Below are 16726 nucleotides of genomic sequence, written 5' to 3'. Positions count from 1 at the left end.
GCGGCGATGACCGACAATGACCGGCACGCGTTACTCGTCGGCGTCTCCACGTACGACAGCGAGATGTACGCCGAACTCCCTGCCGTACGCGCCGATCTGCACTATATGCGGGCCGTGCTGGAGAACCTCGAAATCGGCATGTACAACGAGTGCGAGATGGCCCCCGAGGCGACGCGCGCGGAGATGCTGCACGCGGTCGAGACGTTCCTGGAGGCCCGGCAGCCGAGTGAAACCGCGCTGCTCTACTTCAGCGGGCACGGCGAGTACTGTGAGCAGGACGGCCAGTTGTACTTCCTGACGCGGGACACCGACCCGGCCGACCTGCCGGGCACAGCCGTACCGGCGGAGTTCCTGGAGCGGATGCTCCAGTCGTGCCGGGCCGCCTCCAAGCTGGTCCTCCTGGACTGCTGCTCCAGCGGTTCCGTTGTCCAGGGCTGGACCGCCAAGGGCCCGTCGGGACAACCGGACCGGCCCGCGCCGAGCACCCTGCTGCGGCCGACGGGCGTGTACTTCATCACCGCGTCCGACGCCCTCCAGGCGGCCTCCGCGATGGCGCCGTCCGGGTCGAATCTCGGCACCTCCCGGTTCACCGGCGAGATCGTCGAGGGGCTGCGCAACGGCCGGATCAAGGAGGGCGGCTGGATCACCCCGGACGACCTCTTCGACTACCTGACCGCCCAGATGACCCGCGACGGCGTACCGGAGGAGCAACGGCCCACCAAGTCCACGATCAGGGCCACCCGGCGGCTTCCCTTCGCCCGGTCGGTGGCACGGCCGGTGCGGCTCCCCGCGCTCCCCCAGGACACGACCGGAACCGTCCCGCGCTCTCCCGCACTGCTGAAGGCCCGGGCTCGGGCGGAGGCGGACGAGCGGGACGGCGTCGACCGCCAGGAGCTGCTGCGGTACTACGCGGACTGCCTCACCTCGCAGGCAGCTGCCGGAATGCGGCCGGACCGGGATGGCGGCCGGGACAAGAAGTACTTCCTGCTGGCCCAGGGCGAGGAGACCATCCAGTCGGGGCGCGGCCCGCACATCGTCGCGCCCGGAGCGCTGGCCCGGCTGCAGGAGGGGCGGAGCGGCTCGGACGCCGAGGCGGGGAAGCGGCAGGATTACTGGTACGGCTACCCGGCGATCACGTTGCCCGCGCGGGACGGCGGCCGGGGGCGGCGTGCGACCGTCGAGCTGGCGCCGTTGCTCATCCAGCAGATGGAGCTGGCGCCGGACGAGGAGGGCCGGGACGTGCTCCGGCCCAGCGGTGTGCCGTCCCTGCACAGCGGTGTCGTCTCGGAGCTCCTGGACGCGGGTGACGCGGCCGACCTGGTTGCGCGCTGGCAGCCGGCCTGGCAGGAGGGCAACGACGCCCAGATGCTGCGCGCCATCAGGGATTTGCTGGACCAGCTGGGGCTGCCGGAACTCGAACCGTTGGACCCGTCCGCGCTGAGCGACCGCACGGTGATGCAGGCACTGCGGCCCGGCGCGCACAACGCGGCCGTGCTGCTGGTGCCGTCGGGCGCGGAGGCCATGGCCACCCAGGCGCTGGTGGAGAACCTGCTTCAGATCTCCACGCGAACCGCGCAGATCGCGGGCACCGCCCTGGACGCGCTGCTGAACGGCGAGGCCCGCCGGGTGTCGGCCACGGCCGCCGTCGCGGCGAACCCGGCGACGCTCGTCGCTCCGGGGCCGTGCAACGACAGCCAGGAGCTCGTGATTTCATCGGCGATGACCCAGCCGCTGACGGTGGCGACCGGACCGCCCGGCACGGGGAAGAGTGAGGTCGTCACGGCGGTCGTCACCACCTGTGTCGCCGCGGGGCAGTCCGTGCTGGTCGCCTCCACGAACAACGAGGCCGTGAACGTCGTCGCCCAGCGCTGCGACGACATCGCGCCCGGCCTGCTCATGCGGACGGGCAACGCCGAGGCGCTGGAGCGGGAGGCGGCCAAACTGGAACGGCTGCTCGCCGAACCGGCCGGGGCGTCGCGGCGCGGATCGGCCACCGTGGGCGGCGAGCTGCGCAACACCCGGGGAACGGCCGACCGCCTGCGGGCGCAGGCGGCACACCGCGTCGGCGAGGAAGGGCAGCTGCTGGAACTGCTGCGCGACCGGGAGGAGCGGGCCGCGGCCCTGGGGCTGCCCCTTCCCCTGATCGAGGGGGCCTGGGCGGCGGACGTCGACGGCGTTGCAGCGCTGGGCCGGTGGGCGGAGAGGGCGTTGAAGACGGCCGGGGCCCGCTGGTGGCAGCTGGGAGCATGGCGGCGCGGGCGGGCGCTCGCCACTCTGGTCGCGGCGGGAGTGGAGCGTGAGGACGGTGCCGGACCTGCATGGCCGGAGTGGGCGACGGAACGACCCGTGCCGCCCGAACTGCTGGAGTCGCTGGCCGGGATCGTGTCCGTGGAGCGGGAGGTGCGGGAACTCGTCCACCGGCACGGAGAATGGGACGAGGAAGGGCTCAGGCAAGCCCGGCTCGCGACGGCGGAGGCACTGTCCGGGCTGTCGGCGGAACTGTCCCGTGCGCTGTCCGCCGAGGCCCTGGACCGGGCCACCGGGCTCATGAACCAGCGGCTCCAGGCGCTCCGCCGCCGCTCCGGCTACCAGCGCAGCCAGAAGAACCTGATGACGCACATCAAGGGATGGGCCGTCAGCACCCACTCGGTGCGGCAACTGGAGCTCGCTCCGAAGCTGTTCGATCTCGTGGTCATCGACGAGGCCAGCCAGTGTTCCATCCCGTCGGTGCTGCCGCTGCTCTTCCGGGCCCGCCGAGCACTGATCATCGGCGACCCCATGCAGCTCGGACACATCCCCGGCGTGTCACCTCAGCAGGAGCGCCAGGCACGGATACGGGCCGGCCTGAGCGCCGCGCAGCTGGAGCACCACCGCCTCACCTACCACGTCTACTCCTCGTACCACGCGGCCGAACAGCACGGCGACAGCGCACTGCTCCTCGACGAGCACTACCGCTGCCACCCACGGATCGCGGACGTCGTCAACGGCCACTGCTACGGCGGCCGGTTGCAGGTGCTGACCGACGTGCGACGCCAGGTGCCGGCACACGACCCGACGGGAGCGGCCGACCCGGCGCCGGTGCTCGGCTGGGTCGACGTACCGTCCGGGGAATCGGCGCGCGGCGGTGACGGACAGTCCTGGCGCAACGCGGAGGAGGCGAAGGCCGTCCGACGCGTGGTCGACGGGCTGCTGGCGGGGCTTCCCCCGGATGCGACGGTGGGAGTGGTCACGCCGTTCCGGGCGCAGAAAGAGACCCTGGCACGGATGTGGCGGGACGACGACCGCGTCCGGGTCGGCACCGTCCACACCTTCCAGGGCGGACAGCGGGACGTGATGGTGCTCAGCCCGGTGGCCGCGCAGAACACACCGTCCCGCACGACGCACTGGGTCGCGAGCCAGGTCAACCTGTGGAACGTGGCGGTCACCCGGGCCAAGTCGCAGCTGATCACGGTGGGCAGCCGTGCCTTCTGGCAGGCCCAGAGCGGACTACCCGCCCTCCTCTCCGCGCGTTCGTCGCCCCTGGGAACCGGCGACGACGACACGACAGCCGAGGCCGGCACCCCCGGCCCGGTGGCCGAGGCCCGCGCGGACCTCGCCGACCGCCTGCAGCGGTACCTGGCCGGACGGGGCATCACCGATCTGGAGCGGGCCGTGCTGGTGGGCGGCCACCCGGTGGACCTGCTGTTCACCGACGCCGGCGAGAACACGGCGGTGCTGATCGACCCCGGTCCGGGGCCCGGGGCGGACCCCGCGCGGCACCTCCAGCTGACCCACGCGCGAGGCGACCTGCTCATCGGTCTGCCCTCCGGGGGCCACGGGGCCAAGCCCTGCCCCGTCAGCCGCACCGTGCGGATGCCCGCCTGGCGGATCATCGCGGGCGAGACCGCACTGGGACTGCTGCTCGGCTGAGCGCCGGACGTGGAGCCTGGCCCGCAGTAGACGCCCGGAAGCGGTTCCTACCTGGCAGGCCGTCGTTCCGGACTACCGGAGCACCCGACTACGGCACACTTGGTCGCTTTCCGGGCCTGGCTCGCCCTTCACTTCCTGAGGGGCGGGGCGTTCGGAGCGCGCGGATGAGTTCGGGAAGTTGCTTGATGAGTCTGCGGCGTGCCGGGAGAGACTCCGGCCACGTCTCATCGTCCCGGCTCAGAAGCGTGAGCCGGGAATCTCCTACAGTGAACTCGCCCGCCGAGCCGGAGTGACCGCGCAGAGCGCACAGGCCACCGTCCGTCAGCTCGAGCAGCGCGGGGCCGTCGAACGCAGGAGCTTCCCCGGCCGCGGCCACACCGCGGAACTCCACATCACCGACAAGGGATACGACCTCCTCGAGGCCGGGAGACGCGCCTATGCGTCATCGGACAAAGACCTGAGCCTCGCCCTCGACAGCGAGCAACTCACCGCTCTGACCGGCTTGCTGTTGACGGCACTCTCAGCACACCAGCAGAGCAAGGGAAGTTCACCCCAGTGATCCGAAATACCGTGACCGCGATACAGGACTTAAGGCTTGAGCACCGCCAGTACATCGTCCAGCGAAACACTGGCGGGGTCACTCATATCGGAACCGTCGAACGTCTGCCAGACGTAGGACGCCGTCCCGTTCTCCCGCAGCGGATGCAGGTCGGCCAAGGCCGGGTCGTCCCGGAAGCTGTTGAACGCCTCTTCGGACTCCCATTCAACGAGGAACAGAACCTGCCGGGGCGCGAGGTCACCGGCTACGTTGTCCCGGAAACGGCCGAACGCCACCATTCGGCCTCCATATTGGGGAGCCGCTTCGGGCAGACGACTGAAATACGCGAGGTACTTCTTCAAGTCGACCACGTCAAACATGTTCAGGGCATAAAATTTCTTCTGCTGTGAATTCGCACTCATGGCCAATGCCCTCCCAGGAAACCGATCGGTTCACCCTCATCGTAAACCGATCGGTTTCCACCCGCAAGTCCGAGCGGAGGGAAGTCCTCTCAGGTGCGGGTCCAGTGCTGATTGCTTCCGTTCGAGCAGGAGTAGAGCTGGATCAGCGTGCCGTTGGCGGTGCCGCTCGCGACGGCGTCGAGGCAGAGGCCGGACTGGACGCCGACGATGGATCCGTCGGAGTTGAGGCGCCACTTCTGGTTGTCGGCGCCCCAGCAGCCGTAGATCTGGACCTTGGTGCCGTTGCCGGTGCCGCCGGCGTCCAGGCACTTGTTGCCGTAGACCCTGAGCTCGCCGGCGGCGGTGTACGTCCACTGCTGGTTGGTGCCGTTGTTGCAGTCCCACAGTTGGAGCTGGGTGCCGTCCGTGGTACTGCTGCTGGGCACGTCCAGGCAGCGGCCCGACCCCACGCCCTTGATCGTTCCGGAACCGGAAGGGGGCGTGGAGGTGCCGCCGTTGAGCGCGTTGAGGACGGCGGTGTAGGCGGGCTTCTTGCTGCCGTCTCCGTTGAACAGCAGAGGCGTGTCCTGTGATCGCCAGGAGTCGGTGTCGCGCACGCCCCAGACGGTGATGCCGAGGCAGCGCGAGACGGCCAGGCAGTCGTTGGTCACGTTGGCGTAGGTCGTGGCCGAGGCACCCTGGATGTCGAGTTCGGTGATGGCCACGTCGACGCCGAGGGCGGCGAAACTCTGCAGGGTGGTGCGGAAGTTGCTGTTGTAGGGGCTGCCGCTGTTGAAGTGCGACTGGAATCCGACGCAGTCGATCGGCACACCGCGCTGCTTGAAGTCCCGGACCATGGCGTACACGGCCTGCGTCTTGGCCCAGGTCCAGTCCTCGATGTTGTAGTCGTTGTAGCAGAGCTTGGCTGCCGGGTCCGCGGCGCGCGCGGTGCGGAAGGCGACCTCGATCCAGTCGTTGCCCGTGCGTTGCAGATTGGAGTCGCGCCGTGCTCCCGAACCGCCGTCGGCGAAGGCCTCGTTCACGACGTCCCACTGGGCGATCTTGCCCTTGTAGTGGGCCATCACGCCGTTGATGTGGTCGATCATGGCCTGGCGCAGCGTGCTGCCGCTGAGGCTCTGCATCCAGCCGGGCTGCTGGGAGTGCCAGGCAAGAGTGTGACCGCGCACCTTCTTGCCGTTCTGCACCGCCCAGTTGTAGACGCGGTCACCGGCGGTGAAGTTGAACTGGCCCCGCTGCGGTTCGGTGGCGTCGATCTTCATCTCGTTCTCGGGCGTCACCATGGTGAACTCACGGCCGGCGATCGTGGTGTACGCCGAGTCGCCCAGCCTGCCCGAGGCGATGGCGGTGCCGAAGTAGCGGCCGCTCTGCGCCGCAGCGGCGCCGAGCGTGGTCTCGGCGGCGTGTGCGGGCGGCGGCGCGGCCAGTGCGGCGACCGCGCCGAGGACACCGACGACCAGCGCCAGCACCAGGCCGCGGATCTTCCGGTGGATGACGGGTCTGGGAAGGGCGTATGAGCGCATGACTGTGCCTCCAAGGTGGACATCACGGAAGGACTGAAGCGCAGGGGAATGTGTCGTCCATCGGCCACTCGGCAGACCGGGGCGATCTCAACTGCGGCCATCGCGGTTCGATATCTCGAACTGTGGCCGCCTTCTCGACAGGGATGATTGAGGCGTTGACGATGCATCGTCAATACTCCGAGCAGAAGAAGTTTCCGTTTCTCGTCCGAAAGTTTCCGGAGCCGCCTTCGCGTGGGCAGATCGGTGACAGGTCTTGACCGGAGGGTCCCGCATTCCTAGCTTGTGGCGTCGAGCCATCCGGGAATTCTTCGAAACTTTCGAAGCCCCCCCGCCCCTCAAAGGAGGCCCCGCAATGTGGTTGCGCCACCGGTCCCCGGTCCGCCTGAGACGATTACTCGCCGTCCTCGCGCCCCTGCTGCTCATGGCCGCCTTCCTCGGCGCCCAGCCCGCCGGCGCGGCGACCGTAGATCCCAACGCCTCGTATGTGCTGGTCAACCGCAACAGCGGCAAGGCCCTGGACGTCTACGACATGGCGACCGACGACGGCGCCCGCATCACCCAGTGGGCCAGGAACGATCAGGCCCAGCAGCAGTGGCAGTTCGTCGATTCCGGGGGCGGCTACTACCGCATCAAGTCCCGCCTCTCGGGCAAGGTCCTGGACGTCTACAACTGGTCCACCGCGAACGGCGGCCCGATCGTCCAGTGGAGCGACCAGAACGCCACCAACCAGCAGTGGCGGCTCGCCGACAGCTCGGACGGCTACGTGCGGCTCATCTCGCGCCACAGCAGCAAGGCCCTCGAAGTACAGGGCGCCTCCACCGCCGACAACGGGAACATCGTGCAGTACGACGACTGGGGCGGCACCAACCAGCAGTGGCAGCTCGTCAAGGTCGGCGGCGACACTCCCGGCGCCTGTGATCTTCCGTCGACGTACCGCTGGAACTCCACGGGCGCGCTGGCGCAGCCCAAGGCAGGGTGGGTCTCTCTCAAGGACTTCACCGTCGCCCCCTACAACGGCAAGCAACTCGTCTACGCAACGACGCACGACACAGGGACGAGTTGGGGTTCGATGAACTTCAGCCCCTTCACCAACTGGTCGGAGATGGCCTCGGCCGGCCAGAACACGATGTCGTCCTCCACCGTCGCACCCACGCTCTTCTACTTCGCGCCGAAGAACATCTGGGTGCTCGCCTACCAGTGGGGCGGGACCGCCTTCTCCTACCGGACATCGAGCGACCCCACCAACCCGAACGGCTGGTCGTCCCCGCAGGTGCTCTTCTCCGGAAGCATCTCCGGCTCCGGAACAGGGCCCATCGACCAGACGCTCATCGGTGACGGGACGAACATGTACCTGTTCTTCGCCGGTGACAACGGCAAGATCTACCGGGCCAGCATGCCGATCGGGAACTTCCCGGGCAGTTTCGGCTCGACCTACACAACGGTCATGAGCGATACGACGAACAACCTGTTCGAAGCCCCGCAGGTCTACAAGCTGCAGGGCCAGAGCCGCTACCTCATGATCGTCGAGGCGATCGGCTCGCAGGGCCGCTACTTCCGCTCGTTCACGGCCACCAGTCTGAACGGCTCGTGGACACCCCAGGCCGCGACCGAGAGCAACCCCTTCGCCGGCAAGGCCAACAGTGGCGCCACCTGGACCAACGACATCAGCCATGGCGAACTGATCCGCGCGAGCGCCGATCAGACCTTCACCGTCGATCCCTGCAACCTGCAGTTCCTCTACCAGGGGCGCAGCCCCAGCTCCGGCGGGGACTACGGCCTCCTGCCCTACCGGCCGGGTCTGCTGACACTGCAGCGCTGACGGTGTGACACGGGTCCGGCTCCCCTGGTGTCGTACCTGAATAGACTCGCCCACCTCTGCGCAGACGAGGTGGGCGAGGAGTCGACTTGTTACGTTGTGAATCCGTCAGCAAGCGCTACGGCAGGGGGCGTTGGATCCTGCGGGACGTGGATCTCGAGATTTCGGCCGGCGACGTCCTGGCGGTCGTGGGCAGCAACGGCTCGGGAAAGTCGACCCTCTTGAGAATCCTCGTGGGGCTGTCGCGGCCCACGTCCGGACACGTGCTGGGCCGGCCGCGGCACATCGGCTACGTACCGGACCGCTTCACCGCCCACGAGCGGGTCTCCGCACTCTCCTACCTCACCCACATGGGGCGCATCCGGAGTCTGTCCGGCGCGGCCGCGCGAACCAGGGCCGGCCGGTTGCTGGACCGGCTGGACCTGGTGGGCGACCGGAACGCGGCACTGCGCACCCTGTCCAAGGGCAACGCCCAGAAGGTCGCGCTCGCCCAGGCGCTGCTCGTCGAGCCCGCGCTGCTGGTCCTCGACGAACCGTGGTCGGGCCTGGACGCCTCGGCGCATGAAGTACTGGCCGAGTTCGTCGGGGAGGTGTCCGGCGCCGGCGGGGCCGTGGTCTTCACCGACCACCGCGAGGCGATCACCGAGACGCACGCCACCGTTGTCCACGCCCTCAGCGACGGCCGGGTGAGCCCGCGCGGCGGACCGTACTTCGGGCGGGGCACGGAGGTGGAACTGGTCCTGACCGTGCCGGTCACCGGCGCTGCGCCGCTCGAAGTGAACTGGTCCGCCCTGCCCGGCGTGACCGACGCCGCACGCCGGGACGACGGGATCGTCCTGCGTGTCGCGCGGGAGCACTCGGACGCCGTGCTCCTGACGGCGCTGGACCATCACTGGTCGGTGGAGAGTCTCACGAGGCCGGGCGCGGGCCACGCCTCCCGCGCGGGCGCGAGGAGGGCTGCCCTGTGATCGCCCTGGTGCGCTACCTGTTCACCGTGATGCTGCTCTCGCAGCGCTATCTCGCGCCGTTCCTGCTCTTCGTCGGTCTGCTCGCGGTTCTCACCAGCAGTGACTCGGGCCCGCTGGCCGCCACCTACGGCTCGGCGGCCGGTGGCATGCTGGTCTGCTCGGTCTGGCTCACCATGGGGCTGCTCGGGCTGGAGGACCGGACGCACCGCTCGGTCGTCGTCGTCACCGCGGGCAGCCATCTGCGGGTGCTGCTCGGCTCGGTGGGCACGGCCGTCCTGTGGTGCCTGCCGTTGACGGCGGCCGGACTCGTCCTGCCCCTGCTGTTCGGCTCGCACACCAACCCTCACCTTCGCCGACGCCGTCCTGGGCACCGAGGCCCAGCTCACCTGCGCCTTCACCGGTATCGCGATCGGTGTGCTCTGCTCCGGGCTGCTCTTCCGCCGACAGGGATACGCGCTGCTGCTGGCCCTCGTCCTGCTGCTGGCGGTCCTGCTGGCCAAGGTGGGGTCTCCCCGGTCAACGTGCTGCTCGGCGACCTCCAGAACGCGTCCGGCTCCGCGGATCTCCTGGCGTCCACCGCCGTCCTGCTCGCGAGCTCGGCGGGGGTCCTCGCGGCCGCGGTGGCGGCCGCCCAGGCGATCGGTGTCAGAAGGAGCTGAGCCGCGGCCAGGGCGAATCCCGGCTCTCCGTGACCTCAGGCCACGTCCGCGTACACCACGTGGTGGTCCGAGACCGGGCTCGGATGCACGCGCTGTCTGAGGGGGACATAACCCCGCAAGAACACGTAGTCGAACTTGCTCTGCCAGTCGGTGGTGGGCTCACAGGTGCCGTCGGCCCCGGGACGGCACTGTGGGTCCGCGTCCTTGGCCAGGGCCCACATCCGGGTGAGTTCATAGGCGTCCGGCACGGCGTTGAAGTCGCCGATCACGATCGCGCGGTCGCGCCGGGCGACCTCCTCGGCGAGGACGGCGACCTGCTTGGCCCGGACCGGCTCCTGACGCCGTTCGGCGAGGTGGGTGTTGAAGATCCGGACCGGGCGGCCGCCCACCGTGGTGGTGACCTCCATGTAGCCACGGTCCTCGGAGCCGCCGTCGGGATACTCCTCGGTGACGACGTCGGTCATCGGGGCCGCCGAGAGGATCGCCTCTCCGTAGCCGCCCGGGTTCCAGGGCGCTCCCCCGCAACGGCCCCAGCTCTGGAGAACCGGCCCGTACTCGACGTGGTAGACGAGCCCGTGGAGGTTCTCCAGATAGTCGCGGATCTGCTTGACGTCACCCACGCACGCTTCCTGCAGGCCGATGACCTGGGGCGCGAACCTGGCGATCTCCGCGGCCCGGTCGTCGTTGCCCGTCTCGCAGGGGTTGCACAGGTTCCACGTCATGACCCGGTTGGGTACGACGTCCCTGGCGGCTTCGGCGGGCAGTGATCCGGCGTCGAGGGCACCGCTCGGCGCGCTGGGACCGGAGAGCACCATCCAGGCCACGATCATGGCGCCCACGAGCAACCATGTGCCCTTTCCGAGCACCATTGCCTCCTCGACGTGGATCCACCGGGCAACTGACGTCCGCGTGAACGATTTTATGGGACGGGGCTCACTCCTCGTCGCGCAGCCGGGCAGCCAGGGCCGTCAGGGTCTCGGTCTCCTCGGTGTGGCCCAGGGCGGTCAGGCGGGCGACCGCCGCGTCGAGGCGGGTGAGGGCGGGTGCCGGGCGTTTCAGGTAGAGGCCCTCGACCGCGCCCGCGAGGCGGACGCACTCGGCCCACTCACCGGCCCGGTCGTCCTCCGGTCCGAGCTCGCCGAGCAGGGCCAGGGCCTTCTCCAGAGCGGCCAGCGCGTCCTCGTACGCGCCCGCGTAGGCGTTGACCCGCCCGTGCTCGTAGGCCAGGGCGCTGTCCAGCGAACGGCCGCGGGCCTCGTACCCGGCGGCGCGGGCCTCGTCGGCGATCCGGCCGGCGTCGGCGAGGAAGGCGCGGGCGTCGGCCAGGCCCTCGGGGCCCTGCTGCTGGGCCTGGAGGCGGGCGAGTTCGCGCAGGCTGTTGCTGAGCAGTTCGTAGCGCGGGTCCCGGGCGTGGGCGGCGATCGCCTGGTCCGCGGCCTCGCGGGCCGGGCCGAACTCGCCGGACTCGCCGAGGAGTACGGCCGTCTCGGCGGCGATCATGGCGTGGCTGCCGGGGTCGTCGTCCCAGTCGGCGGACTCGGCCGCGAGCGCGGCGAACTCGGCCGTGGCGGCCTTGAGGTCCTCCCCCGCGCGCAGTGCGCGGGCGCGGGTCAGGCGCAGCTGGGCGGCGAGCCGGTCGTCCAGCTCTCCGGAGACGACGTCCGGTTCGGCCAGCAGGGAGTCGAGCAGGGCGATGCAGTCCTCGACGCGGCCCAGGTCGAGGCTGAGCTGGGCGGCGTTGCTGTAGGTGCAGAACGCGTCGATCCGGTTGCCGTCGCGGAGGTTCATATCCGCCGAGCGTGTCAGGTGCCGCAGTGCCTCGTCGGGGCGGCCCAGGTGCATGCAGGCCTCGGCGAGATCACCGTGCAGGCGGCCGGTGTCGACCGTGTCGGCGGGCCAGTCGGCGGCCAGTCGCAGCGCTTCGGTGAGGTTGGCGTGCGCGGTCTGCGGGTCCTGGAGGACGAGCTGGAGACGGCCGCGCAGCCCGAGGGTGCGGGGCAGGTGCCAGGCGGGGCCGTGTGCCTTCAGCCGGTCGAGGAGGGCGTCGATCTCGGTGACCGCGGCGGGCAGGTCTCCGGAGATGGCGTGGGTGCTGGCCCGCAGCAGCAGGGCGCCGGAGATCTGTCCGGCGAGGTCGTGCCGGGTGGCGAAGGCGTGCAGCAGTTCCGTCTCGGCGAAGACCGGTGCGACGTGCTCCTTGCTTCCCGTCGTCTGCAGGCGCAGGCCGAGCGCGGTCGCCCGCAGCCGCAGCAGGCGGGCCTCCAGGTAGGGAGCGAGGCCGGCCGTCTCCTCGTGCAGGCGGACCACGGACGCGTGGGCGGCACTCAGCGCGGCCGCCTTGGCCTCGGTGTCGTCCCCGTTCTCTTCGGGGATCTGGGCGGTGGCGAGCAGGGCGCAGGCGCGGGCGATCGCCGCGTGACCGGGCTCCGCGGCGTCGTCGTAGAGGGCCGCGGCCTCCTCGTCGAGCGCGGCGGCTTCGGCGAAGTCGTCCTTGTTGGCCGCCGAGGTCGCCTCGTCGGCCAGCAGGTCGGCGCGCAGCCGGACCAGCGGGCCCACGGCCGGGTCGTCGGGGTGGGTGTAGTCGCGGGCGGCGACGAGCGTGCGCAGCCGCGCGAAGCAGGTCTGGGCGCCCGGGTGCCCCTGTTCGTCCAACGTCCTTGCCTGGAGGATGAGTTCGGGCAGGGCGTCGGGAACGGGGGCGGTCGTACGGGAGGCCGACGCGGTGACCGGTGCGGCCGGGGCGACGTCGTCGAGGCTGCGGCTGCGCAGGGTCAGTTCCAGCGCGTCGAGGAGCGGGGCCCGGTCGAGGCGGGCCCTGCGGCGGTCGGTGTGGGTCGACGTTCCGTTGCGGGCGTCGAAGCGGGCGGCGAGGTCGTCCGCGCGGCCCCGCACCTCGGCGTGCAGCCCGGACACCGTCCAGGTGCGGCCGGGGTATCCGGCGGCGGGCAGGTCGCCGTGGCCGAGGTGCTCGACGCGCTGGAGGAGGACCTCGACGCCGGTGAGGAAGTCGAGCTGGTCCAGGGGCGAGTCGACCTCGTCGAACAGGTTCCGGTTCTCGGCGAGCAGTTCCAGGCCGCGGGCCTCGTTGCCGGTCAGCGCGCAGAACTCCAGGTGCCGGCCGACCTCCCCGGACATCGAGGGGTTGCGACGGCAGCCGCGGTAGCCGGCGAGGTGCAGTTCGCGGGCCCGGTCGGCGGCACCGGTGCGCAGCAGGGGCAGCAGCGCGTGGGAGAGGGAGCGGGCCGGCTCCTCCTGGCAGGACTCCTTGCCGTTCAGGACGGGCTGCCAGGTGCGCAGGGCCCGCTCGTCGTCGCCCGCCGCGAGGTGGAACAGGGCGCGCTCGCAGATCTCGCAGGCCTCGCAGTCGCTGAGCCGGGTGCGGGTGCGGCCCGCCCACAGCTCGTAGGCGGCGGTGGTGTCCTCGCCGACGTGGGCGGCGAGTTGGTACGCCTGGCTGTAGTAGGGCTGGAGGCCGAGGCCGGCCTTCTCGTAGCGGTCGCGCATCTCGGTCAGCCACTGGCGCAGGCTGGCCAGCGGTATCTCGGGCAGCTGGCGCAGGGCGTGGCCCACCCACTTGAACCGCCAGAACAGCAGGTGGCGCAGGCGCTCGTCGAAGACGTCGGGCTGCTCGTCGAAGAGGGTGAGCAGCCGGGCGAAGACGACGGGCGACTTACGGGGTTCGGAGCCGTAGGTGTACGCCTCCTGGAGTTCGAGGAGGGCGTGGATCAGCGGTACGGGCTCCTCGAACTGATCGGCGGCGTCGACGAGTTCCTCGGCGGTGACGGTGCGGGTGCGGCCGTAGGGACGCTCGTCGTTGTCCTGGAGCGCCTGGTACAGCTCGTCGGTGGTCTGGATCGTGGTGGGCATCGTCAGCTGTCCTTGCGGAGGGCGTGGGCGAGGAGGTCGAGGAAGGAGCGGTTGATGAGGCTCGACTCGGCGGGCCTGAGCGGGCGGCGGGACAGCATCGCGGCCTGCCCGTAGAGGGCTTCGGCGCTGGTGCGGGCCAGCTCGGGCTCGTCGATGGTGACCGCGGTGCGCACCAGCGGGTTGAGCTGGTTGAGGATCAGCTGGGCCCGCGGGGCCTCCTGGCGCAGGGCGCCGAGGATGTCGCCCCACACGCCGCCCTGCTGCTCGCGGGCGAGCTGGGAGCGGGTGCGTTCGTGCCGGGCCTCGCGGCTGTCGAGGAGGAGGGCGGGGGCGGAGGCGGGCTGGAAGGTGCGCAGCGCGACATCGCAGTCGAAGACGGCGAGGGCGTCGCGGGCCTGGGCGAGATAGGCCGCGGCGGCCAGCTCGGTCTCCCGGTCGACGGGGTCGAGGTGGGCGGTGAGGGTCGCCGGGTCGAGGTCGGCGACGCTGACCTCGGGCCTGACCTCGGGCAGCCGGTGGACCAGTGCGCGGTCGTAGGTGTAGCCGCCGTTGACGACGCCGAGCCCGGCGGCGGAGGCGATGGCCGCGACCTGGCGGAACTCCTCGACGCTCGACGTGACGAGCACGGTGCGGTGGGTGCGCGCGAACTCGTCGAGGGTGGCGTGTCCGTCGGTGGTCTCGAACGGCAGCCAGGGCAGCAGCATCCGCATGATCTCGTCGTCGTGCACCGCGAGCGACTTCACGGCCAGGTGGTGGACCTGGAGGAAGCGGCCGAGCAGTTCGGGATCGCTGGCGGCGGCCTTGGCGATCCACGCCCGCAGGTGTTCGGCGAGGGCGTCGCGTACGGCGGCGAGGGTGTCGTCCTCGTACAGGGACTCGCGGGACGCGGTCGGGCGCAGGCTCTCGGCGTCGATGACACAGCGGACGAAGAACGCCCAGTCGGGCAGGATCTCCTCGGCCTGCTCGGACAGCAGCATGCCTTTGACGTGTACGCGGTGGCCGTGGCGGCGCCCGGCCGGTACCGCCTCGGGCAGCACGCAGGCGATGCCCTTGAGGCCCACGGCCGGCAGGTCCAGCTCGATGGTGTCCAGCGGCGTGAACCCGAAGACTTCCTCGCCGTAGGCGGCCAGGGCGCGGGCGCGGGCTCCGGGGGTGGGATGGGTGCGCGCCCAGGGTGCGGGCTCGGGGTTGACGGGCGCGGCCTGGCCACCGGGGCCGCCGGTGCCGTCGTCGAAGGTCACCGGGTGGCGCAGCAGGGAGCCGAAGTGCCGGGCCAGTGCGTGCACCTGGGCCGGGCGGGTCCACTCGCCGGCGTCGGCGCGGGGCGTCAGCGTGACGGTGGTGCCGGGCCGAGGGCGGGCGGTGGTGGGCAGGGTGCGGACGGTGTAGCTGCCGTCGCCGCGTCCGCGCCACTCCACGGCGGGTGCGTCGGGGGTGCGGGCGGAGCGGCTCACGACGTGGATCTCGTCCGCGACCAGGAAGCAGGAGAGCAGACCGATGCCGAACTGACCGATGAAGTCGGCGCGTTGGTCGGCGATCTGCTCGGCGCGCTTGCTGCTGCGGCCGATCGTCGCGAGGAAGGTGTGCACGTCGGCCTCGGTGAGTCCGACGCCGTCGTCCTCGACGCGTACCACGGCGCCGTCGGCGTACAGGCGGATGCCGAACGCGTCGGCGGGGGCGCCTTGTTCGAGACTGCGGCGGGCGGTCAGCGCGTCCACCGCGTTCTGGAGGAGCTCGCGCAGGTAGACGCGGGGGCTGGAGTAGAGGTGGTGGGAGAGGAGGTCGACGAGGCCGCGCAGGTCCACCTGGAAGGTGCGGTCGGCGGTGGCGGGGTCGGCGGGGTCGTGGCGCAGAGGCATGGGGCAGTCCGGGGAAGAGGGAACGGCGGGGGTGGGCGATGGTCCGGCCGGGACGGGCGGGGACCGTGCGGCCTTCGGCTCAGAAGGCCTTGCGGAAGCGTGCGTAGGCTTTCTGGGGGTCCGCCATGAAGGTCCACGGCCACTCGGTGAAGACACCGTCCAGCTCGCGGAAGACATTGGAGGCCTTGCTGCTGCCCGCCAGCGAAAGGGCCATGGCGAAGAGGTTGTAGTCGCCCTGCCAGCCCAGGCGGCGTTCGTACGAGTGGTGCAGGATGCTGCGCTCCGCGGCCTCCCTCAGCTCGGTCCGGATGCGCGGGTCCTGCAGACAGTCACGGCTGTCCGACTCCACCCACTCCTCGATGTGCGCCATGGCGATCACACAGCCGAGGCGGTGCCCGTCGGGCGCGCCGGCGAAGGCCTTGCGGGCGAACGCCAGGGCCTGGCCGGGTTCGCCGCCCCACCTGGGCTGCAGCTGGGACACCCACTCGATGTGCGTCTCCAGGTCCAGCGGGTCGCGGCGCAGGGCGGCGTCGCGCCGGGTCTCGTTGACGGCGGGGCCCAGCGACATGCCACGCCCCGAGGTGAGGAGGCGGCGCCACGGGGTGACCCAGTCGGGCCGCAGCTCGGCGGCTTCGAGCAACTGCTCCTCGGCGATCTCGAGCCGCTCGTGGAAGATCCGCCACTGCTCCTGTGTGACGTTCACCGCGCGTGCGGAGGTGCGGGCCTCCCAGCCCCAACTGATGTGGCGCGCCCCGGATATCAGCAGGGCCGTGGCCCGGTGCTCCTTGTCCTCCTCGACGGCCCGCCCGATCCAGTCCTGCAGACCGTCCAACTCGGCGAGTTCGCTCAGCACCGCGTGGTCACGGCCGAGATCGAAGGGAGCCAGGGCCGCCTTGACCGCCTCCCAGTCACCGGCGTCGGCCGCTTCCACCAGCGCGAGCACCCGGGTGTCGCCGAGGGCGCGCAGCCGGTACGTCCCGTTCTTCTGTCGGCGCGGAACGGGCAGGGCGTACGGATTCGCCCCCGGTCTCTCCGCATCCTTTCCGAACAGCTTGCCGAACATGCCGCGCCCTCCCCTGGTCCCGCGTGATCGTTGGTGCAGCATAAACGGCCCCACTGACATTGATCCTGATACTCAGGTTCCGGTGGTCGTGGCTCTGCCACTGAC

11 protein-coding genes are annotated in these 16726 nt (G+C 70.7%); 5 read left to right on the top strand and 6 right to left on the bottom strand.

Annotated elements, in window-relative coordinates:
• Window positions 1-6 precede the first annotated feature (6 nt).
• Both ACFVYN_RS34745 and ACFVYN_RS34740 read left to right on the top strand, forming a co-directional pair.
• Window positions 7-3909, top strand: coding sequence for an AAA domain-containing protein (locus tag ACFVYN_RS34745; protein WP_390005931.1), 3903 nt, complete (start codon window positions 7-9; stop codon window positions 3907-3909).
• 178 nt (window positions 3910-4087) lie between these two features.
• The gene (locus tag ACFVYN_RS34740) at window positions 4088-4468 is read left to right on the top strand and encodes a MarR family transcriptional regulator (RefSeq protein WP_390005929.1); all 381 of its coding nucleotides are present in this window, start codon (window positions 4088-4090) and stop codon (window positions 4466-4468) included.
• Window positions 4469-4497: 29 nt separating this feature from the next.
• On the opposite strand, the gene ACFVYN_RS34735 is transcribed toward ACFVYN_RS34740, so the two are convergent.
• Window positions 4498-4869 (bottom strand): DUF1330 domain-containing protein, encoded by a 372-nt coding sequence (locus ACFVYN_RS34735; protein WP_390005927.1) that lies wholly within the window; start codon window positions 4867-4869, stop codon window positions 4498-4500.
• A gap of 89 nt (window positions 4870-4958) precedes the next feature.
• The gene (locus ACFVYN_RS34730; RefSeq protein ID WP_390005926.1) at window positions 4959-6389 is read right to left on the bottom strand and encodes an endo-1,4-beta-xylanase; all 1431 of its coding nucleotides are present in this window, start codon (window positions 6387-6389) and stop codon (window positions 4959-4961) included.
• 352 nt (window positions 6390-6741) lie between these two features.
• On the opposite strand from ACFVYN_RS34730, the gene ACFVYN_RS34725 reads away from it, so the two are divergent.
• The 3 genes from ACFVYN_RS34725 (at window position 6742) to ACFVYN_RS34715 (ending at window position 9832) form a co-directional block, all read left to right on the top strand.
• Entirely contained in the window at window positions 6742-8208 is a 1467-nt protein-coding gene (locus ACFVYN_RS34725; RefSeq protein WP_390005924.1) for a non-reducing end alpha-L-arabinofuranosidase family hydrolase, read from the top strand.
• A gap of 146 nt (window positions 8209-8354) precedes the next feature.
• Window positions 8355-9173, top strand: a complete 819-nt coding sequence (locus tag ACFVYN_RS34720; RefSeq protein WP_390005922.1) for an ATP-binding cassette domain-containing protein — start codon at window positions 8355-8357, stop codon at window positions 9171-9173.
• Window positions 9170-9832, top strand: a complete 663-nt coding sequence (locus tag ACFVYN_RS34715) for a hypothetical protein (protein WP_390005920.1) — start codon at window positions 9170-9172, stop codon at window positions 9830-9832. The genes ACFVYN_RS34720 and ACFVYN_RS34715 overlap by 4 nt, the downstream gene beginning before the upstream one ends.
• Window positions 9833-9867: 35 nt before the next feature.
• On the opposite strand, the gene ACFVYN_RS34710 is transcribed toward ACFVYN_RS34715, so the two are convergent.
• The 4 genes from ACFVYN_RS34710 to ACFVYN_RS34695 all read right to left on the bottom strand — a co-directional run bounded on the left by ACFVYN_RS34710 (window position 9868) and on the right by ACFVYN_RS34695 (window position 16621).
• Window positions 9868-10701, bottom strand: a complete 834-nt coding sequence (locus ACFVYN_RS34710; RefSeq protein ID WP_390005918.1) for an endonuclease/exonuclease/phosphatase family protein — start codon at window positions 10699-10701, stop codon at window positions 9868-9870.
• A gap of 64 nt (window positions 10702-10765) precedes the next feature.
• The gene (locus ACFVYN_RS34705; protein WP_390005917.1) at window positions 10766-13699 is read right to left on the bottom strand and encodes a hypothetical protein; all 2934 of its coding nucleotides are present in this window, start codon (window positions 13697-13699) and stop codon (window positions 10766-10768) included.
• Between the two features lie 2 nt (window positions 13700-13701).
• Window positions 13702-15558, bottom strand: coding sequence for an HSP90 family protein (locus ACFVYN_RS34700; protein WP_390005915.1), 1857 nt, complete (start codon window positions 15556-15558; stop codon window positions 13702-13704).
• A 79-nt stretch (window positions 15559-15637) separates the two neighbouring features.
• Window positions 15638-16621: a hypothetical protein gene (locus ACFVYN_RS34695; RefSeq protein ID WP_390005913.1), complete on the bottom strand. Its 984-nt coding sequence runs from the start codon at window positions 16619-16621 to the stop codon at window positions 15638-15640.
• Window positions 16622-16726: the final 105 nt, after the last annotated feature.

The organism is Streptomyces sp. NPDC058307 (assembly GCF_042880295.1).
GTDB lineage: Bacteria > Actinomycetota > Actinomycetes > Streptomycetales > Streptomycetaceae > Streptomyces.
This window is presented reverse-complemented; position numbering and strand designations above follow the sequence as displayed.